This window comes from Dyadobacter sp. CY356, from assembly GCF_021440195.1.
GTDB lineage: Bacteria > Bacteroidota > Bacteroidia > Cytophagales > Spirosomataceae > Dyadobacter.
This window is the reverse complement of record NZ_JAJTSZ010000001.1, coordinates 335,626-354,670: the sequence shown is the minus strand read 5'-3', so window position 1 is coordinate 354,670 and position 19,045 is coordinate 335,626. Positions and strand designations below refer to the sequence as shown.

Here is a 19,045-nt window from a genome sequence, read left to right as displayed (position 1 = left end):
GGGATCGATCTGGTCCCGCTTTTTTTATGACTTTTTGATATTACTCTTTCGCAGACAGTTGTCCACGGATTGCTCCATTTGGATATTCCTTTGTATGGATATTAACAAAATACAATCCTGCCTTTAAATCGGCAGCCTGAGCGGCGGTAAGGGTATCGGTAAATGCAAACGGGGTCGTAAAGGTAGTACCAAGATCAACTACTTCCGTACCAGTAGTATCGTCAACAGCCCCTTTATATATTTTCCAGGCGGTTGGTAAGAAGGTGCTGCTCGAATCTAGCCCGGCAGAATCAGACGCAGAAGTGTCGCTGTAAGCTATGTTTAATTTTAAAATATTAGTCTCCTGATCCAACGTTCCATCCACCGTTCCAGTAGCGGTTAACATATTTGCCGGCCTTTCATTTGCTCCTGAAAGTGTGGTGGTAACTTTTAAAGTTGGCAAAATATCAACAGGCGGTGTCACATCATCATCGTCATCCTTACAGCCCCAGGCAACGCTCAAGACGCAGATACCTATAAACGCAAATTTCTTCATTTCTGTCAATCTGTTCATACTCGTTGAATTAAGTGGAAAATTGGTTATCAACGAGCCATCAGAAAAAAATAATACCAATTCACGGAAAAAGGCTAACTCTATAATTGTTAAGGTTTAACCAAACATCAGCCAATCAACATATTGTAGATTATGTTCCCTTTTTGACGAAATTGGCGACAATGTGAAATATTAATGAAGACCAAAGTTTTTGCTTTATAAAATATATTGAATTCCGACATTAAAACCTAAATAAAGTCCATTAAAATCCTTTCCGCTGGTCTTTTTCCATAGATAGTTATTGTTCAGATCGTCTCCCTTTCCTTTGGAATATTTCACATAGTTAATGGACGGTCCTGCAAATATTTCAAACTTATCTGTGATCTTAAATGTAGGAAGTATTCGTAATGAATTTTTAAAGTAATCCCCGCTTTTGAAATCTGTCAACATCAGGTTTGCCAGTTCGGCATTAATCCTGAATTTAGACGCAATTGGGATATGGACGCCCAAACCTGCCTCCAAACCATACAGCGATTTATTGTCGCTTTTCAAATTATATCCAACACCCAGAATCCCATATAAAACCCTCCCACCAGATCTGAATGAAGCAATTGTAGTTGCAGTTTCGTCCACAGTGATTCCAATTGATTTCTCACCGTTTTTTACAAAATTTAATAAGGCAATCGGATAGTCGCTGCTATCGGCAATATTAATTAATCCGGCAATTTGTACACCCTTAACGTTTTTTGCCAAATTGATGAATCCTGAAATCTGGCTATTTACATTTTTGGACTTATTAAGAAATCCGGCAATTTGCACTCCATTAACTGACTCCTTTGTAATATTACTAAATCCGGCAATCTGTGCAGGACCGGCGCTTTCACTTAAATTTAACAAACCGGCAATGGGCAGTCCCTTCGCGTTGTGCCGAATAAGATTCATAAAACCAGCAATCTGAATGCCATCAGCAGAATTCCCGATTACATTGGCTACTCCACTGACCTGAACTCCTTTTGCGTTTTCCTTGACAACGGTGGCAACCCCTGAAATCGCAATTCCCGTCTCATTTCCTGAGATACCACTAATCGCGTGGAGGGAAAATTTGTTAGTAAATTCTGCTGCATTTAGTCCGTTTGAACTTACCGGATATATAAGCCCAACATGCATTAAACGTGTTTTTTCAATTTGTGCCACAGCGGAAATTGAAAAGCAAACGAGCAAAAAACTGATGGCCAGAGATATTCTAAGAGAATTGAAATAGATTTTCATTTTGTCAAAATTTATAATTGCTAAAATCACGGCAGTCAGAGTTTAGAAATTGCAGGCCTACAATTCATTTCTTTTGCTGTATGTATTTTAGACAATCAAGTATAGCGATCCCCTCATTTCCATGGAAAAATTTCCGACTATGATACGGGCTGAAGCCCGGAAAATTGGTGGACCACTCCGGACCCAGGGTTGAAACCCTGGGTTAATTTTTTTGGCCCAAATTGGTTAGGATTGCTACTATTAAGGTTGAAGCCCTGAGTTTGTTTTTGACCTGAAATTGGTTAAGATTCCACCATAGAGGTTGAAACCCGAGTCTGTTTTTTAGCGTGAATTGGTTGGGATTCTACCAGTGAAGCTGAAAGCCATAAGCCAAAAAAATTAACCCCAGGTTGAAACCTGGGGTCGCAAGATTGCCACATACTTGCCGGCTTTAGCCAGAGCAACTTCCTGTAAGATCAACAAATAATCCCAGCCTAATCACCAATATCTGCCTGCAATTAATTTCTATTGCTGTATGTATTTTAGACAATCAAGTATAGCGATCCCCTTATTTCCATGGAAAAATTTCCGCCTGTGATACGGGCTAAAGCCCGGGAAATTGGTGGACCATTCCGGACCCAGGGTTGAAACCCTGGGTTAATTTTTTTGGCCCGAAGTTGTTGGATTGCTACTATTAAGGTTGAAGCCCTGAGTTTGTTTTTGACCTGAAATAGGTTAAGATTCCACCATAGAGGTTGAAACCCGGGTCTGTTTTTTAGCCCGAATTGGTTGGGATTCCACCAGTGAAGTTGAAAGCCATAAGCCAAAAAAATTAACCCCAGGTTTCAACCTGGGGTCGCAAGATTACCACATACTTGCCGGCTTTAGCCAGAGCAATTTCCTGTAAGATCAACAAATAATCCCAGCCCAACCAACTATATCTACCTGCTATTAATTTCTCTTGCTTTATATATTTTAGATAATTGAGTATAGCAATACGCTAACTTCAATAGAGAAATTTCCGATAATGTTACGGGCTAAGGCCCGGGAAATTGGTGGACCATTCCGGACCCAGGATTGAAACCCTGGGTTAATTTTTTTTTGAATTTTTTTTTGGGCCGAAGTGGTTGGATTGCTACTACTGAGGTCGAAGCCTCGGTCTGTCTTTTCAGCCTGAATTGGTTGGGATTCCACCAGTGAAGTTGAAAGCCATAAGCCATAAAAAATTAACCCCAGGTTTCAACCTGGGGTCGCAAGATTACCACATACTTGCCGGCTTTAGCCAGAGCAATTTCCTGTAAGATCAACAAATAATCCCAGCCCAACCAACTATATCTACCTGCTATTAATTTCTCTTGCTTTATATATTTTAGATAATTGAGTATAGCAATACGCTAACTTCAATAGAGAAATTTCCGACAATGCTACGGGCTAAAGCCAGGAAAATTGGTGGACCATTCCGGACCCAAGGTTGAAACCCTGGGTTAATTTTTTTGGTCCGAAGTTGTTGGATTGCTACTACTGAGATCGAAGCCTCGGTCTGTTTTTGAGCCCGAATTGGTTGGGATTCCACCAGTGAAATTGATAGCCATAAGCCATAAAAAATTAACCCCAGGTTTAAACCTGGGGTCGGGAGAAAGACACATACTTTCCGGCTTTAGCCAAAGCTGCTTGCTAAAATATCGACCCGTAGTTCCAGCTCAAGCCACCTTGCCAGCCTAACCAGGCATATCCATTCTGGCTCATTTTGAAGCGCATAAACCCTTTGTCAGAAAAGGACTGATAGTTATTTTTAAATTCCTTTTGTTCAGAATAAAACATTGAAAAAGCGGGGCCGGCGCTTAGTGAAAGAGATTTACTTAATTTGATATTAAGCCCGCTTTGGAAACGGTAAAGAACCGGCAGATCTTTCCAGGTTCCTAGATAAATATTGTGATCGATAATTTCAGCATGCAGCGTAAGATTTTTATTGATTTTAAATTCCCTACCAATACCAAAACCGAATGTAAAGGCCTTACTTCCACCAACAGACGTTCCGACAGTTAGAATATTATAAAGTTTTTTACTGCCTGATTTCCAGGCTATATTTAAAGGCAACATTTCATTTCCATAAACAGAAACTGTTCTTTTACCATTTTTCACAATATTGAGCAACCCGAAACTATACCCGGAAGAACTGTCTGCAAGATTCACGACACCTATCTGAACACCTTTCAGATTTTTTGCATAATTAAACATACTGCTTAGCTGCAAACCGTTTGTCTCCTTTTTGCTGATGTTACCAATTCCGCTGATCTGTGGCCCAGAAACTTTTTCATTTGCAATATTTACGCCACCGCTAATCTGAAACCCGTGCATGGCCTGCATGGATTTATTGAAAATTCCACTGATCTGCCCTCCGTTTATCGTTCCTTTTGTAACATTTCCGCCACCGGAAACCTGGATACCTTTTATATTTCCGGAAACTTTATTATACAATCCAGCCATCTGAACCCCTTTCAGATTACCTTTCGTCCAACCTGCAAAACCAGACATTTGAACGCCAACTAGCGAATCTAAAACCTGATTATAAACACCTCCAATCTGGACGCCGGTAACATGCCCGGAAACGGCGTTGAAAGTAGATGCCATCTGTAAATACCGTACGTCCTTTTTGGAAATATTAAAAAGTCCTCCAATCTCAACACCATTCACACCGGCAGTGTAACCACCGTAGATATTGATAGAAAGCTTATTTACAATTTGGGAGCTCATTTTGCCGTGGGAACTTAACCCGGGCGTTAATGATATCTGGTATGGCAGTGCCACAAAAAACCGGCTTATATTCCGGCTTTGCAAACGGAGCCGGGAGGACACAAACCGCCTTACAAGCCAGGAATTTCCTCCTTCGGAATATTTCACAATGAGTGTGTCCAGATCAATCGCCTTTGGGTTCAAAGTGATGTTTACAGAGGATGATATATCGGAATTTACAATGATTGTGGTATCGGCGTACCCAACCTTACTTACGGTTAGCAATATAGGAAAGTTTTTGTCACGCATCCTGAGTTTGAAAACACCGTCATTATCCGTCAATGCAGACGTCAATAATTGCCTGGAATAGACGCTTGCGAAATCAACGGTTTTTCCAGATTCGCTATCAAAAATCTGTCCGGATATATGGTAGAATTTCTCCTTCGCAGATTTTTGAATTATTAGAAAATCACCTGCTTCTTTAAATTGATAATTTCCCCGCAATATCACATCCAACACCTGTTTAACGGATTTTGAATGAACAGAAATACTTATTATACTATCGCCCGGAATGATATCGCTGTTATAAGAAAAACTAAAATTCCCTTGCGCGCCAATAATCTTTAAAACCTCTGAAACCTGCTTATTTTTAACCGAAACCGAAACACTTTTATTCAGCAAACTTTGGGCATAACAAACCGATAGCATGAATGAAAGTGCTGTAATCATGCTCATTCTGAAATAATTATGAATCCGGTTCATCCTGTAAATAAAGAGTCATAATAAAACAGGTAACTGTCATTCCGGATCGAAGTGTACTTCGTAAAAATTAAATCTTGCAGCAAAGTCTCCTTATTTTCTCAAAACTATATGCAATATAACACAATGACAACCGGACAGGGAGAAACCCCTATTTAAAGCCACCAAAAATTCAGCAAAACCGTATAAAAGTACAGAAGGCTGCAAAAAAATTTGCAGCCTTCTGTACTTTCCCTTTAAACCAATTCCAAAAATCAAGGTTTTTTACCTGCTTTCAAAGAATCCTTTTTATTAGCTTTAAATCTCTTGTCCGGGGTTCCGTCCTTTTTAAGATTTTTATTTTCGGCATAACGTTTATCAAGTGTACCATCCTTTTTCAGTTTGGCACCAGGCTGCGTTGCCGCCGCGTTTGTCTTCACGTCAACTTTTGTAACAGTCGCGTCTTTATCCGTTTTCTTTTTTGTTACCGTCGTTTTTACCGCAGGTGTTGCAGTTTGGGCAAACGTTGTCCCGGTAATGGCAAGGAACAAAATCAACATAATTGCCTTCAAATTTTTCATTTCTAAGTCTGTTTTTAGGTGTGACATTGGAATTAACTCCGGCTAATATACGAATTAGTCTAAAAAATTATTAGCTCATGAATTACCCGATCGGTGCAATTAAAATTTTAACAGACAATTTTAATTAAACGATTTATTCATTTGACAAAAAACTGGCCCTACCGCTTGATAAGACCATATTCTGGGAATATTTATTCTTAGAACCTGCTGATCCCGGCAACATTTCAAATTTATATAGTAATAAAATTTAATTCTTTTTTAACAAAAAAATAAAGCCACGCAAAAATTTTCGCATGGCTTTATGACTTACAATATATATTCCTTTAATCAATTCTTTCCTGTTAAGCGTACCCTAACCTTCGTGCAACCTTTCAACACTACAAATAATATTATCTTTAAATAATAAATCAAACTGATAATTTTTATATTTACATAGATAAAAACTATATTTATATTTGAAGTATTTACGCTGATCAAGTTATCCCGGGCAGATCGCCTCATCAAAAACGCAATAAAAATTTTATGAATATTCAGCAGCTCGAATATATAGTCGCCGTCGATAATCATCGTCATTTCGTCCAGGCTTCGGAACATTGTAATGTTACACAACCTACTTTGTCGATGATGATCAGAAAGCTTGAAGATGAATTAAGCGTAAAAATTTTCGATCGTACCAAACAACCCATTGTCCCGACAGCAATCGGGAGACTGATTATTGACCAGGCCAAAACGATACTTTTTGAAGCACGTCAAATGGCAGAAATTGCGAAGCATTTTAATGGCGATTTGTCAGGAGAGCTTCGGATTGGTATTATTCCTACTGTTGCTCCCTATCTTTTACCCCATTTGGTGCAACCCTTTATTGAGAATTATCCCAACATCCGGCTTCATGTTTCGGAGATGATCACTGAACGGATTATTACAGAACTCAAACTCGGAAATCTGGACGTAGGCATTGTGGCCTCACTTTCAGGAGATAGCAGCTTACAGGAAATCCCGTTGTACAAAGAAATATTTTATGCTTATGTTTCTGAAAATACGGATTTGTTTAACAAAGAATATATCCTTCCCGGAGATATTGAACCCAATGATTTGTGGCTTTTGGAAGAGGGACATTGTTTCAGGACCCAGATCCAGCGGTTATGTGAATTGAGCAAAAGCAGCCGGTTTGGCAATAGCTTTCATTACCGTTCGGGCAGTATCGAAACGCTGATACGTATGGTAGAAAAAAATGGAGGTATCACCATTCTTCCTGAACTTGCTGTGATGGAATTGTCAGATGAAAGAAAAAAACATATCCGGCATTTCCAGTGGCCCGAACCTGCACGGGAAGTTTGTCTGGTAGTGAATCGGGAACAGGTGAAAACAAGGTTGATTGACGCGCTCAAAACCGGTATCATTGATTATGTGCCAAAAGAAATTTATGAGAAGAAAGTTGAAATGCGTATTTATTAATGACCACATTTGTCTCACCAACGTAAATTTAAGTCCCGGTTATGAAAGTCGCTTTTTTTAGTACCAAGTCATACGACAAAGAATATTTTACCAGATTTAACGATGCTAACCTGCATGATCTGACTTTTTTCGAAGTTTCGTTAAATGAGCAAACCGCAAGCCTGACAGCCGGTTTTGATGCAGTTTGTGTTTTTGTCAATGATAAAATTGATGAAGATACGATTGGAATAATCAATAAGAACGGAATAAAAGTAATCGCATTACGCTGTGCCGGTTTCAATAATGTGGATCTAAAAGCAGCGAAATCGAGGAATTTAAGTATTGTCAGAGTGCCTGCCTACTCACCGGAATCTGTTGCTGAACACGCCACTGCTCTTATTCTGACTTTAAACAGGAAAACGCATAAAGCCTATAACCGCGTCAGGGAGGGAAACTTTTCTATTGAGAATCTAACTGGTTTTAATTTGTCCGGCAAAACAGTCGGTGTTATCGGAACAGGCTTGATTGGCGCCTCTTTTTGTAAAATAATGCTTGGTTTTGGCTGTAATGTTTTGGCTTACGACATTCAGGAATCCGCTGATTTAAAAGCAAAAGGTGTTCAATATAAAAACCTGGATGAACTATTGACTTTAAGCGACATCATTTCCCTGCATTGCCCGCTCACGCCTGAAACAGCTCATATTATCAATACCAATTCCATTTCAAAAATGAAAAACGGAGTTATGCTGATCAATACAAGCCGGGGTGCTTTAATCGAAGCGCAAGATGCCATTGAAGGTTTAAAAACAGGGAAAATCGGTTACCTCGGTATCGACGTTTATGAACAGGAAGCAGATCTTTTTTTTCAGGATCTGTCAGAAAGTGTAATCCTGGATGATGTTATTTCAAGATTGATCTCTTTTCCAAATGTTTTAATTACGGGTCATCTTGGCTTTTTCACAAAGGAAGCGTTGGAAGAAATTGCAACGATAACGTTGAATAATTTAGCGGATTTTGAAAACGGTTTGTCGTTGAAAAATGAGATCAAGAGTTAATAGTAGACGCTTGGGATATATTAAAAACTAATGATAAATTTTATAATTAACCTGTAACCGCAAAACTTGCCCTATAAATCAGCAATATAATTCCGTCCACCCAAATATTTCATTTGTCTCACAATCTGATTGGTCCTTTTGTTAACATAGGCAGAAGGATTTTTGATTGAAAACCGAACAGGATTTGGTAATACTGCTGCTATTCTGGCAGCTTCATAACGTGATAAATTCTTTGCCGGTTTTTTGTAGAATCGCTGTGAAGCAGCTTCAACGCCAAATGTCATTTTTCCCATTTCTGCAACATTAAGATATACTTCCAAAATGCGCTGTTTGTCCCAGATCAGCTCAATTAAAACGGTAAAATAGACTTCCAATCCTTTCCGGATATAACTTCTGCCATGCCATAAAAAAACATTTTTGGCAACCTGCTGAGAAATAGTACTCGCCCCACGAACCCGTTTGCGTTTCTCGGTCATTGCATCATAAATTTCATCAAAGTCAAAACCCCAGTGATTAGGAAAATTCTGGTCTTCGGATGCAACCACGGCCAGTGCTACTTCCTTTGAAATATTGTCGTAAGGCTCCCAGTCCTTATGAATTTCCGTGTCTTCATCCGCCCGGAACGCATCGATCTTGCGCGAGATCATAAAAGGTGTCACCCAAACGGGGACAAATTTTAAAACCACGACCCAAATGATGGAAATAGCAAAGAAGTAAATGAGAAATTTAAACGCATAGAACAGAAAACGGCGGAGCATACAATAATTATTTCTTCAGGATAAGAAACCAAACCAATAAAAACACGTACAAAGAACAGAACAATTCAGGTTTGGACAAAGAATAATAATCCTGAAACAGCATATTTTTTCACCACACGCTATCCGCCGAGATTATGAATGAAGATCTGCTAAGTTTTATATGGCAATTTCAATATTTTGATGCCGGAAACCTGAAAACCGAGGAAGGCGAAGTAATTCAGATTATTCGTACCGGGCATAAAAATACCAATGCCGGTCCGGATTTTTCGGATGCACGAATTAGAATTGATGGCGTGGAATGGGTAGGTTCTGTTGAAATACATACGAAATCATCAGACTGGCTGCTGCATCAGCATGATGAAAATGAAGCTTATGAAAGTGTGGTGATACATGTGGTCTGGGAAAATGATACGCCGATATTCAGACCGGATCAATCATTATTGCCTGTCTTATCACTCAAAGGCCTGGTCCGCCTTTCAATTTTGGAAAGATATGCAGCTTTGATGAATACCCGGGAATTTTATGAAAATCCGGGAATTTCATGCCAGGAACAATTCTCACTGGTTAATGAATTGCAGAAATTTTCGATGCTTGACAGAGTCCTGCTGGAAAGGCTGGATAAAAAGGCATCCAGAGTTCTCGAATTATATCAGGCAAATCAGCAGGATTGGGAAGAAACTGCATACCAATGGCTGGGACAACATTTTGGATTTAAATTGAATGATCCGGCATTTTTACGTCTTACACAGATTATTCCATTGAAAATATTACAAAAACATCGCACACAATCTATCCAATTGGAAGCACTGCTTTTTGGCACCGCAGGTTTAATCCCAAACAAATCAGAAGATGAAGAACCGGAAGACCTATATATTGAAGCACTTCGGAGAGAATATCAGTTTTTATCAAACAAGTACAGCATTTCTCAGTTCAAAATGAATGCGCATGAATTCAAATTTCTGCGTTTGCGTCCCGCCGGTTTTCCTACGATACGGATTTCTCAGTTTGCAGATCTGATCACCAAAAATGGCACATTATTCTCCTCCATCACGTCAGCTGAAAATGTAAAATCACTTCATCACCTGTTTAATTTAAAACAATCCGAGTACTGGATCCATCATTTTCAGTTTGGTAAATTATCAAAATCCAAAGTTCCGGTAATGGGAAAAGATGCTATGAATCTATTGATTATCAATGCAGCGGTTCCGCTTCTGGTAGCCTATTCAAAACAAAAACAACAACCGGAATTTCTGGATAAAGCATTGAACTGGCTGTCCGAAATTCCGGCAGAAAATAACCGGATCACAAGGGAATGGGAAATATTAGGAATGAAAGTAAAATCAGCCGCCGACTCCCAGTCGCTTATTGAATGGTACAATCAATATTGTATCAACAAAAAGTGTCTGGAATGCACTGTTGGCGCGGCACTGGTACGTTCAACCTAAACTCTACTGACTAAATTTACGCCGGTAAGCAAGAAAACCGAACCCACTAAAAACGGAACGACAGATTCCCATTTTGAAACGGTAAGTCCCAAAACCGGTTTTTCGGAAAGAAAAGCGACACAGGCAAACAACAAAACAGCAATTCCCAACAAGGTCAGAAGTGCGCCAAAAAAACGTTTAAACTGTGTACTTTCCATTGTAATAACTATGAAGGATTTTGATTTGATTAATTCAGGTCTGCAAAAATAGAGAATACAACAATTTATTCAATGTGCCCCTTCAATATAAAAGTGGATTATTGAACGGTTAAACCCATTTTTTTACCCTCTTCTACCATAAAAGCGTAAGCCTGTTCATATTCGTTTGGAATAATACCTTCAAGTATTGCCTCCCGGATAATTTCTTTCATCACCCCAACTTCACGTGATGGTTTCAGTCCAAAAGTTTCAATGATAATCTCCCCGGTAATAACAGGCTGAAAACTTCTCAGTTTATCCCGCTCTTCCAGATCTTTCAGTTTTTGTTCAACAATGTCAAAATTGTGAAGAAACTTCTTCACCTTATCCGGGTTTTTTGAAGTGATATCAGCGCGGCAAAGCTTCATTAATCCTTCAATATCTTCCCCCGCCTCAACCAAAAGCCGGCGCATGGCAGAATCTGTAATTTCTTCGCGCGACAATACTATCGGACGCAAATGCAATCTGACAAGTTTTTTGACAAAACGCATTTTTTCATTCTGCGGCAATTTCATCCGGCGAAAAATAACCGGAACCATACGCGCTCCGATTTCTTCATGATTATGAAATGACCAGCCTACTTTTTTATCAAAACGTTTTGTTGCAGGTTTTGCAATGTCATGTAAAATGGCAGCCCAGCGAAGCCAGAGGTCGTCTGTATTTTCTGAAACATTATCCAGTACCTGCAAAGTATGATAGAAATTATCCTTATGCCCTTTGCCATCAATTGTCTCAACACCAAGCAGTTCGATCATTTCAGGGAAGATAATCGCTAAGAGCCCTGCGTGGTATAACAGCTTAAATCCATAGGATGGAACGGGCGAAAGAATGATTTTATTAAGCTCGTCCGAAATCCGCTCCATGGATACAATACCAATCCGGTCTTTCATGCTGATAATCGCTTCGAAAGTATCAGGTTCAATATCGAAGTTCAGCTGGGATGCAAAACGAATGGCCCGCATCATACGCAAGGGATCGTCGGAAAACGTAATTCCCGGCTCCAATGGCGTGCGGATTATTTTTTTTCGAAGATCACGCATACCTTCAAAGGGATCAATCAGCTCGCCAAAATTGCTCCGGCTCAAACTTATTCCCATTGCATTGATTGTAAAATCACGGCGGTTTTGATCGTCCTTTAATGTACCATCTTCAACCGCAGGTTTACGTGAATCGGGGCTGTAAGATTCCTTCCGCGCCCCAACAAATTCTACTTCCAGATCGCCCTGGCGGATTTGTGCCGTTCCGAATGTTTTGAAAATACTGACATGAACATCCGGGCCAAGCTGCTGTGCAACAAGCTCCGCAAGCTCTATTCCGCTGCCGATGGAAACGATATCAATATCTTTACTCGGCCTTTTAAGTATGAGGTCACGAACGAAACCACCTATTATATATGCTTCAACACCCAGCTCTGCCGAAGCCCGGGCCACAATTTCCAGTATGGGGTAATTTATCAACTGCTCTTTAAAATTCATGCCGCAAAGGTAAGGAATTCTTGTTCTTTACATTTATGACGAATTTAACGTCTTCTTAAAATTAAAACCAATATTTATTCTATTTTGACCGATCGGTCAATCTGTTCAAAAGATAAATCCACAAATCTTTACATTTAGTTTACACAACAGATGCATGAAAATCAGAATTTTAGTTGATTTTTGACGCAAACTAACTTTCAATCCTGAAACACCTTCAATTGTTTTTTAGAATGAAAATTTCTCTGTTCCAAATTTGCGGAGGTTTAGTAATACTCCTGCTTTTTGTCAATTTAACGGTAAGGGCCCAAAATAAAAACATCCGGCTTATTGCCCACAGAGGCGGTGTTGTTGACAGCAGTTATACCGAAAACGGACTTCCTGCTTTGAAAAAGGCAAAGGAATATAAATACGCTATGATTGAAACCGATATGCGCGTTACAAAAGATGGCGTGTTGATAGCAAATCATGACGCGACTTTTGAAAGATATTATGGTTTAAAACAAAAAGTGACGGAGATGAATTGGGCGGATGTTGAAAAACTTTCCAGCAAAATTGATGGAAATACTCCGCTGAAACTGGAATCAGTTTTTGAATTTTGCAGTAAAAACCAGATGAATGTAATGCTGGACAATAAAATTGAAGGTTTAAATATTGCGCTGTTTAATCAACTGCTGGCACTGCTTGACCGGTATAACCTACGCGAAAACGCACTCATGATCGGAACTGATGAATCTACTGAATTTTTTACAGGAAAGATAAAACTCAGCTGTACCAGAAAACAGCTGGAAGAAAACATAACCAGAAAAAATTACAAACCATCGGATTATTTCTTGTTTGAACGTCCTGCAAAAATGACGAAAGATGATGTTGACTGGGCAAATAATAATGGAATCATTACTGTTGCTGCTATCAACAAATATCACTACAAAAATTCTGAAAACATGTACAAAGAGGCAAACGACGATTGCATTAAAATGGCGTCTTTCGGAGTGAAATATTTTCAGATTGATTCTGAATTTGCGGACTTTCTTAAATAGAAAAGCTAATTACCAAACCCACTGTGATTTCATATTCGCTTTTTCAAAAAGTGACCCGGATAGCAGCATAATCGTTAGATGAACCGGTCCCAAAAGAACCGTTGTGATGACCAAAGCGGCCAGCAAGACTATTCCGATAAGCGTACGTATTAAAAATTCAGCAACGATGATCATGTTAATAGAAAGGATTTTCCGTGAAATTTGGTACTTGTGACTTATTGAGCCACATGTACATATACGATTATTTAATAGGATTGGATCGAGGAGAAGTTAGCTAAAATCAAAATTAGTCTAAAAATTATTGAAATAGTAACTTTCAGGAACATTAATAACGAGGAGTAATACAAAGATATTAACAACTAATTGAATATCAAATAGTTGTTGATAAATAGATAATAGAAATTATTTTTTGTAAAAAAGTAAGATTGCTAAACGTAGCGTAATTACTAGCTATTGACCATAAACAGAGCAGATTGCGGGAATCTGCTGAATAGTTCTTTTTTCAGGTCGTCACTGATAGTTAACGATGAAATTGCTCTGTCCATGCAAGTTAGCCAGGCAATTGCGTCTTCTTCGGTAATCGGATGCGGAATGTGACGGGCTCTTAATCTTGGATGACCGAAAACTTCGGAATATAAGGCAGGACCGCCTAAAAACTGGGTCAAAAAAAGCCGCTGTTTTTCTTTAATTTCATCTTTGTCACTTTTGAAGAGACGGGAAATCAGTTCATGGGAAAATACATGATCATAAAAACGATCAGTTAACAATCTCAAAGTGTCTTCGCCGCCAATACGGTCGTATAATGATAAACCTTCCATGGCTCAAAATTGGTATTAATTCATGCAAATCACAAGTTTTATATACCTTGTTGATTATATGACCTTACACTTACCATATTCCGTCTCATACGCCTGCTGTTTTAGATTCCTGTTATATTATATCCGTTTTTGATCTGCCGGTTTTCCAAATGATGCTGGTCAGTTCTGTCAATTTGCAGTTTTAGCAGAGCTATCGGATTAATTTTACCTGCATCAATAAGTAACAAGCAACAATTAAATTCTTTATTATTTTTGTCTAATCCTACCAGAAAACTTCCTCATTTCCAGCGCAGATATTACTACAATGTATAAAAGTATATTTCTCCTGTTACTTTCAATCTGCATCTGGCAACCCGACTTTGCCCAGAAAAATCAACCGGCAGCTTCCGTCAGATTACAAAATTTATCTATACCAAAAGATAGTCACTATATCATGCAGGAAGATGGAAAACCATTCTTCTGGCTTGGGGATACAGCATGGGAACTGTTTCACTGGCTCACTTTTGAAGAAGCTGAATTTTATCTTCAAAACAGAGCTTCGAAAGGATTTAACGTGATTCAAAGCGTGGCCTTAGCAGAATTCGACGGACTTACGCAACCGGATCAGCAGGGACAATTACCATTGATCAATAACGATCCAACAAAACCCAATGAATTGTATTTTCAACATGTCGAAAAAGTAATTGATAAAGCCAATCAACTGGGATTATATATTGGCCTTTTACCGACCTGGGGTGATAAATTCAATAAAAAATGGGGCGTTGGACCAGAAATATTCACACCTGAAAATGCTAAAACTTATGGCGCCTATCTGGGTAAGAAATTTAAAAACAAAAAGATCATCTGGATTTTAGGTGGTGACAGAAGTCCGGAAAACGAAACCCATATAAAGATTATAGAAGCAATGGCGGCAGGAATTAAAGAAGCTGTCGGAGATGCTCAGATTATCAGTTACCATCCAATGGGAGCCAGTTACTCATCCAAATATTTCCATAAGGAAAACTGGCTGAACGTTAATATGTTCCAATCCGGTCATGGAGAAAAAAATAGTAAAAACTATCTGATGATCCGTAATGACTATAACCTTTTCCCGCCAAAACCTACATTGGATGGGGAGCCGCGTTATGAAGATCATCCGGTTAACTGGAAACCTGAGCTGGGTTATTTCAACGATTTTGATACCCGGCAGGCAGCATATTGGGCGGTACTTTCAGGTGCATGCGGACATACTTATGGCTGTCATGATATCTGGCAGTTTTTCAATTTTGACAAAAATCCACCCGTTTCCGTAGCCAGAACAAACTGGAAGATTGCTGTTGACTTTCCGGGTGCATTCCAGATGGGATACCTGAAAAAATTTATAGAATCACTTCCATGGACAGCACTTGTTCCTGATCAATCTGTAATTAAAAATGAAAATCCGGAAGACGCAGGTTATCAGGTTTCAGCGTTTTCCCAAAATAAGGATCTGTTGATCGCTTACACACCCTATGGCCGCAGTTTAAAAATAGATCTCAATCAGTTTAGTGCTAGATCACTGACAGCTTACTGGTTCAATCCAAGGGATGCCACAAAAGTAAAAATCGGTAAAATAAAAAATGATAAAGTAACCGAATTTAAACCATACGCAGCAGGCCCTGAAACTGATTGGATTCTGGTTATAACCGACGCGACAAAACCCTGGGCAAAATAAATTTGGAGCGGTTACTCAAACCGCAAATGTTTTACGGATTCTCCTGATCTGGCCAATTCAGTCAAGGACTCTATACCAATTTCCAGGTGCATCGTAACATAATTGGTCGTCACCTTTTTATCACTTTCTTCCGTTTTTACCCCTTCCGGTACCATAGGATTGTCAGATACCAAAAGCAGAGCGCCATGGGGAATTGAATTAGCAAAACCAACTATAAAAATCGTAGCCGTTTCCATGTCAATGGCCATGGCGCGGATATCGCGAAGATATTCCTTGAAACTGTCGTCATGTTCCCAGATTCTTCGGTTGGTTGTGTAAACCGTACCTGTCCAGTAATCCAGTTTGTGTTTGGCGATACTGGCCGAAACTGTGCTTTGTAACCGGAATGACGGAAGTGCCGGAATTTCACTTGGCATATAATCATCGCTGGTTCCTTCTCCCCGGATAGCCGCGATGGGAAGGATCAAATCTCCAACCTGCGTTTTCTTCAAACCACCACATTTTCCAAGAAAAAGAACAGCTTTCGGATTTATGGCAGACAGCAAATCCATGACCGTCGCCGCCATAGGACTTCCCATACCAAAATTGATAATGGTAATGTCGTTTGCCGTGGCCGTTTGCATGGCGCGCCCCTGCCCTTTCACCTCCACACCAAATTTTTCTGCAAACATCGTCACATAATTGAAAAAATTGGTAAGCAGAATATAACTTCCAAAATCCTCTACGGCAGTACCGGTATAACGCGGAAGCCAGTTTTCTACAATTTGTTCTTTCGTTGTCATGAATTTTCCGGGTTTATTGGCATCGGTAATTGTGATGATTATCTTCGCCTATGGAATCATTAAATTTGCCTGCTTTCGAATATAAAGTTAAAGACGTAAGTGGAAAACCCTATATTTTTGACATTATACGAAGAAAATTTGTCTCTCTAACGCCGGAAGAATGGGTTCGGCAACATTTTATTCATTTGTTAATAAACCACTACGGATATCCCAAATCGCTTTTTGCCATTGAAACAGGTATGAAATATCATACTTTGGCCAAAAGAACGGATATTATGATACTCTCAAAAGACAGCCTGCCATTTCTTCTGGTTGAATGCAAAGCCCCTTTCATTCCGGTGAATGAAATCACTTTTGCACAGATCAGCCGTTATAATTTCACTTTACAACCTGCATATCTGGCTGTGACAAATGGTATGGCCCATTATTGTTTCAAGGTTGAGAACGGTCAGATTAAATTTCTGGATGATTTCCCCTTTTACCGGGAATGGAATAATATTGAAGAATAAATGCAAAAAGAAAAAGCCTGCCAGACAAAATTTGTCGGCAGGCTTTTTCAAAGTCGGGTCTACTGAATATTATTTAACAGCTACCAATTTAATATCGATCACGAAATCGTCATTGATCATTTTGTCACCAAGTGCAGCAGCATCAAAGAAAGATTTTGAGTTGTATTTAATGTCGTATTTCGAACGGTCAATTACCAATTTACCAGTGATATCAGCACCTGTTGCAGTTGGTTTTACTGTTACCGGGAAAGTTACAGGTTTTGTAATTCCTTTGATAGTCAGGTTACCAGTTACATCATAAACACCTGCGCTTTTAGCAACTGCTTTTGTAGTAACGAAAGTTGCAGTCGGGTGTTTTTCAACACCGAAGAAGTCTTCCGACTTCAAGTGACCGATCAATTTACCGTTGTATTCTTTGTCAGTTAAGTCTGTATTTGTGATACTTGTCAAATCAGCAGTGAATTTACCACCAGACAATTTAGTACCATCCATAATAACAGTACCATCTTTCAAGGCAATTTTACCAGTGTGTTCGCCTGTAACTTTTTTACCAGTCCAAACCAGTTCACTTTTTGAAACGTCAACTTTAAGGTTTGTAGCCTTAACTTTACCGTCAGCAGCAGAAACAGCAGTAAATGCGAACAAAGAAACTGCAACAGAAGCAGCAATCGATTTTAGAGAATTCATTGTAATCATGATTTAATTTAAATTGAATTGTTTGTTATATGTATTAATTGTTGTTTTTTGAATTACGTAATTTATCGAGTAAAGTACTGATCAGGTCCGCTTCATCGGGTGTAATTCCTGTCATATTAGCTTCCCATTTTTCAACTTCCGGGTCAAGTTTTTTTAATAATTCCAGACCTTCTTCGGTAATAATGACATCCACAGCGCGGCGATCATTTGGACATGATTTTCTGTCAACCAGTTTTTTAACAAGCAACTTATCAATCAGACGTGAAGTGTTGGAATTTTTATCCAGCATTCTGTCTGCAATATCACTCACTTTTATTGGATTGGGATGTTGCCCTCTTAGAATCCTCAAAACGTTAAATTGCTGTGATGTTATATCAAATTCCCGAAAGATCTCCATCTGCTGATATTGGATCCAGTTACTGGTGTAAACCAGATTTAGTCCCATTCGCTGATAAGGGCTTCGAAATTTTTTTTGTTTTATATCGGTTTCAATAGACATAGCTTAAATTGTTATTATGCAATACCGTGTATATACATATAATGTTGGAACATATATTTGTTCGCTATAAGTTCCGGTTTGTAAAAAGTATTTACAGATATTTGTATCAAAAAACAGACCATTTAGACAACTCACTTATTATCAATAAGTTAAAATTTGATAATTATTTAATTACCATATGTTTCAATTAGCCAAGCCATTAATTCTGGCTTCCAATTCCCCACGCAGACAACTATTATTACAGGAAACCGGTTTTGATTTTGAAGTGGAAGTGATTCCAACGGATGAATCATTCCCCGATAATATACCAACCCATGAAGTAGCAGGATATATTTCTGCACAAAAAGCAGAAGTTTTCAGAAATCTTCATCCTGAAAAAATTATATTGACAGCCGACACAGTTGTTATTATCGGAGAAACTATTTTAAATAAACCGCAAGATATTACAGACGCGGTGAGGATGTTAAAAATGCTTTCCGGAAAAACGCATGAGGTTACCACGGCTGTTAGTTTACTGGCAGATGATCATGTTTACACCATTTCCGATACCGCACTTGTAAGTTTCAGGACATTAGAGGAAACCGAAATAAACTACTATATTGAAGAATATAAACCATTTGATAAAGCGGGTGCTTATGGTGTTCAGGAATGGATCGGAATGGTGGGAATAAACCGGATCGAAGGTTCGTTCTATACGATCATGGGACTTCCGGTTCATGTGGTTTACCAATTATTGAAACCGTTTTTGATAACACAAAGCTGAAAACCAGCTCTCT

Annotated in this window: 19 protein-coding genes; 7 read left to right on the top strand and 12 right to left on the bottom strand. The window is 39.0% G+C overall.

Annotated elements, in window-relative coordinates:
* Window positions 1-40: 40 nt before the first annotated feature.
* From LXL81_RS01540 to LXL81_RS01525, 4 genes are all read right to left on the bottom strand, one after another.
* Window positions 41-553: a CHRD domain-containing protein gene (locus tag LXL81_RS01540; RefSeq protein ID WP_234644942.1), complete on the bottom strand. Its 513-nt coding sequence runs from the start codon at window positions 551-553 to the stop codon at window positions 41-43.
* Window positions 554-748: 195 nt separating this feature from the next.
* The gene (locus LXL81_RS01535) at window positions 749-1,801 is read right to left on the bottom strand and encodes a hypothetical protein (RefSeq protein ID WP_234644941.1); all 1,053 of its coding nucleotides are present in this window, start codon (window positions 1,799-1,801) and stop codon (window positions 749-751) included.
* A gap of 1,653 nt (window positions 1,802-3,454) precedes the next feature.
* The gene (locus LXL81_RS01530; RefSeq protein ID WP_234644940.1) at window positions 3,455-5,248 is read right to left on the bottom strand and encodes an STN and carboxypeptidase regulatory-like domain-containing protein; all 1,794 of its coding nucleotides are present in this window, start codon (window positions 5,246-5,248) and stop codon (window positions 3,455-3,457) included.
* A 278-nt stretch (window positions 5,249-5,526) separates the two neighbouring features.
* Entirely contained in the window at window positions 5,527-5,832 is a 306-nt protein-coding gene (locus LXL81_RS01525; protein WP_234644939.1) for a hypothetical protein, read from the bottom strand.
* Window positions 5,833-6,354: 522 nt separating this feature from the next.
* Here LXL81_RS01525 and LXL81_RS01520 point away from each other — a divergent pair.
* Together LXL81_RS01520 and LXL81_RS01515 are read left to right on the top strand one after the other, a co-directional pair.
* Entirely contained in the window at window positions 6,355-7,287 is a 933-nt protein-coding gene (locus tag LXL81_RS01520) for a hydrogen peroxide-inducible genes activator (protein ID WP_234644938.1), read from the top strand.
* Between the two features lie 41 nt (window positions 7,288-7,328).
* On the top strand, window positions 7,329-8,321 hold the full coding sequence (locus LXL81_RS01515) for a 2-hydroxyacid dehydrogenase (protein WP_234644937.1): 993 nt from the start codon (window positions 7,329-7,331) through the stop codon (window positions 8,319-8,321).
* A gap of 71 nt (window positions 8,322-8,392) precedes the next feature.
* Here the strand turns inward: LXL81_RS01515 and mtgA are convergent, their stop codons facing one another.
* Window positions 8,393-9,079, bottom strand: coding sequence for a monofunctional biosynthetic peptidoglycan transglycosylase (gene mtgA, locus LXL81_RS01510; protein WP_234644936.1), 687 nt, complete (start codon window positions 9,077-9,079; stop codon window positions 8,393-8,395).
* 134 nt (window positions 9,080-9,213) lie between these two features.
* Between mtgA and LXL81_RS01505 the strand changes: the two genes are divergently transcribed.
* Window positions 9,214-10,524, top strand: coding sequence for a DUF2851 family protein (locus LXL81_RS01505; RefSeq protein WP_234644935.1), 1,311 nt, complete (start codon window positions 9,214-9,216; stop codon window positions 10,522-10,524).
* Here the strand turns inward: LXL81_RS01505 and LXL81_RS01500 are convergent.
* Together LXL81_RS01500 and LXL81_RS01495 are read right to left on the bottom strand one after the other, a co-directional pair.
* Window positions 10,521-10,721 (bottom strand): hypothetical protein, encoded by a 201-nt coding sequence (locus tag LXL81_RS01500; RefSeq protein WP_090334525.1) that lies wholly within the window; start codon window positions 10,719-10,721, stop codon window positions 10,521-10,523. The two genes, LXL81_RS01505 and LXL81_RS01500, sit on opposite strands and share 4 nt — an antisense overlap.
* Before the next feature lie 98 nt (window positions 10,722-10,819).
* Window positions 10,820-12,235: a CCA tRNA nucleotidyltransferase gene (locus tag LXL81_RS01495; protein ID WP_234644934.1), complete on the bottom strand. Its 1,416-nt coding sequence runs from the start codon at window positions 12,233-12,235 to the stop codon at window positions 10,820-10,822.
* A gap of 230 nt (window positions 12,236-12,465) precedes the next feature.
* Here LXL81_RS01495 and LXL81_RS01490 point away from each other — a divergent pair, with 230 nt between their 5' ends.
* The gene (locus tag LXL81_RS01490; protein ID WP_234644933.1) at window positions 12,466-13,272 is read left to right on the top strand and encodes a glycerophosphodiester phosphodiesterase family protein; all 807 of its coding nucleotides are present in this window, start codon (window positions 12,466-12,468) and stop codon (window positions 13,270-13,272) included.
* A gap of 9 nt (window positions 13,273-13,281) precedes the next feature.
* Here the strand turns inward: LXL81_RS01490 and LXL81_RS01485 are convergent, their stop codons facing one another.
* Both LXL81_RS01485 and LXL81_RS01480 read right to left on the bottom strand, forming a co-directional pair.
* Window positions 13,282-13,446, bottom strand: a complete 165-nt coding sequence (locus tag LXL81_RS01485) for a hypothetical protein (protein WP_234644932.1) — start codon at window positions 13,444-13,446, stop codon at window positions 13,282-13,284.
* 272 nt (window positions 13,447-13,718) lie between these two features.
* Window positions 13,719-14,090, bottom strand: coding sequence for a globin (locus tag LXL81_RS01480; protein WP_234644931.1), 372 nt, complete (start codon window positions 14,088-14,090; stop codon window positions 13,719-13,721).
* Between the two features lie 304 nt (window positions 14,091-14,394).
* On the opposite strand from LXL81_RS01480, the gene LXL81_RS01475 reads away from it, so the two are divergent.
* Complete coding sequence (locus LXL81_RS01475) at window positions 14,395-15,783, top strand: glycoside hydrolase family 140 protein (RefSeq protein WP_234644930.1); 1,389 nt, start codon at window positions 14,395-14,397, stop codon at window positions 15,781-15,783.
* An 11-nt stretch (window positions 15,784-15,794) separates the two neighbouring features.
* Here the strand turns inward: LXL81_RS01475 and LXL81_RS01470 are convergent, their stop codons facing one another.
* A complete protein-coding gene (locus tag LXL81_RS01470; RefSeq protein ID WP_234644929.1) occupies window positions 15,795-16,565 on the bottom strand; it encodes an AMP nucleosidase in 771 nt (256 codons plus the stop codon).
* Between the two features lie 50 nt (window positions 16,566-16,615).
* On the opposite strand from LXL81_RS01470, the gene LXL81_RS01465 reads away from it, so the two are divergent.
* Window positions 16,616-17,074: a type I restriction enzyme HsdR N-terminal domain-containing protein gene (locus LXL81_RS01465; RefSeq protein WP_234644928.1), complete on the top strand. Its 459-nt coding sequence runs from the start codon at window positions 16,616-16,618 to the stop codon at window positions 17,072-17,074.
* Between the two features lie 69 nt (window positions 17,075-17,143).
* Here the strand turns inward: LXL81_RS01465 and LXL81_RS01460 are convergent, their stop codons facing one another.
* Window positions 17,144-17,761: a YceI family protein gene (locus tag LXL81_RS01460; protein ID WP_234644927.1), complete on the bottom strand. Its 618-nt coding sequence runs from the start codon at window positions 17,759-17,761 to the stop codon at window positions 17,144-17,146.
* Between the two features lie 43 nt (window positions 17,762-17,804).
* The gene (locus tag LXL81_RS01455) at window positions 17,805-18,269 is read right to left on the bottom strand and encodes a MarR family winged helix-turn-helix transcriptional regulator (protein WP_234644926.1); all 465 of its coding nucleotides are present in this window, start codon (window positions 18,267-18,269) and stop codon (window positions 17,805-17,807) included.
* A gap of 178 nt (window positions 18,270-18,447) precedes the next feature.
* On the opposite strand from LXL81_RS01455, the gene LXL81_RS01450 reads away from it, so the two are divergent.
* Window positions 18,448-19,032: a Maf family nucleotide pyrophosphatase gene (locus LXL81_RS01450; protein WP_234644925.1), complete on the top strand. Its 585-nt coding sequence runs from the start codon at window positions 18,448-18,450 to the stop codon at window positions 19,030-19,032.
* Window positions 19,033-19,045 lie beyond the last annotated feature (13 nt).

What these genes read in the sequence shown, in the direction of transcription:
- LXL81_RS01465 (WP_234644928.1), top strand. Translation starts at nt 16,616, where the DNA reads ATGGAATCATTAAATTTGCCTGCTTTCGAATATAAAGTTAAAGACGTA.
- LXL81_RS01480 (WP_234644931.1), bottom strand. Translation starts at nt 14,090, where the DNA reads ATGGAAGGTTTATCATTATACGACCGTATTGGCGGCGAAGACACTTTG.
- LXL81_RS01525 (WP_234644939.1), bottom strand. Translation starts at nt 5,832, where the DNA reads ATGAAAAATTTGAAGGCAATTATGTTGATTTTGTTCCTTGCCATTACC.
- LXL81_RS01485 (WP_234644932.1), bottom strand. Translation starts at nt 13,446, where the DNA reads ATGATCATCGTTGCTGAATTTTTAATACGTACGCTTATCGGAATAGTC.
- LXL81_RS01460 (WP_234644927.1), bottom strand. Translation starts at nt 17,761, where the DNA reads ATGAATTCTCTAAAATCGATTGCTGCTTCTGTTGCAGTTTCTTTGTTC.
- LXL81_RS01450 (WP_234644925.1), top strand. Translation starts at nt 18,448, where the DNA reads ATGTTTCAATTAGCCAAGCCATTAATTCTGGCTTCCAATTCCCCACGC.
- LXL81_RS01475 (WP_234644930.1), top strand. Translation starts at nt 14,395, where the DNA reads ATGTATAAAAGTATATTTCTCCTGTTACTTTCAATCTGCATCTGGCAA.
- LXL81_RS01455 (WP_234644926.1), bottom strand. Translation starts at nt 18,269, where the DNA reads ATGTCTATTGAAACCGATATAAAACAAAAAAAATTTCGAAGCCCTTAT.
- LXL81_RS01515 (WP_234644937.1), top strand. Translation starts at nt 7,329, where the DNA reads ATGAAAGTCGCTTTTTTTAGTACCAAGTCATACGACAAAGAATATTTT.
- LXL81_RS01530 (WP_234644940.1), bottom strand. Translation starts at nt 5,248, where the DNA reads ATGAGCATGATTACAGCACTTTCATTCATGCTATCGGTTTGTTATGCC.
- LXL81_RS01470 (WP_234644929.1), bottom strand. Translation starts at nt 16,565, where the DNA reads ATGACAACGAAAGAACAAATTGTAGAAAACTGGCTTCCGCGTTATACC.
- LXL81_RS01520 (WP_234644938.1), top strand. Translation starts at nt 6,355, where the DNA reads ATGAATATTCAGCAGCTCGAATATATAGTCGCCGTCGATAATCATCGT.
- mtgA (WP_234644936.1), bottom strand. Translation starts at nt 9,079, where the DNA reads ATGCTCCGCCGTTTTCTGTTCTATGCGTTTAAATTTCTCATTTACTTC.
- LXL81_RS01495 (WP_234644934.1), bottom strand. Translation starts at nt 12,235, where the DNA reads ATGAATTTTAAAGAGCAGTTGATAAATTACCCCATACTGGAAATTGTG.
- LXL81_RS01490 (WP_234644933.1), top strand. Translation starts at nt 12,466, where the DNA reads ATGAAAATTTCTCTGTTCCAAATTTGCGGAGGTTTAGTAATACTCCTG.
- LXL81_RS01505 (WP_234644935.1), top strand. Translation starts at nt 9,214, where the DNA reads ATGAATGAAGATCTGCTAAGTTTTATATGGCAATTTCAATATTTTGAT.
- LXL81_RS01500 (WP_090334525.1), bottom strand. Translation starts at nt 10,721, where the DNA reads ATGGAAAGTACACAGTTTAAACGTTTTTTTGGCGCACTTCTGACCTTG.
- LXL81_RS01535 (WP_234644941.1), bottom strand. Translation starts at nt 1,801, where the DNA reads ATGAAAATCTATTTCAATTCTCTTAGAATATCTCTGGCCATCAGTTTT.
- LXL81_RS01540 (WP_234644942.1), bottom strand. Translation starts at nt 553, where the DNA reads ATGAACAGATTGACAGAAATGAAGAAATTTGCGTTTATAGGTATCTGC.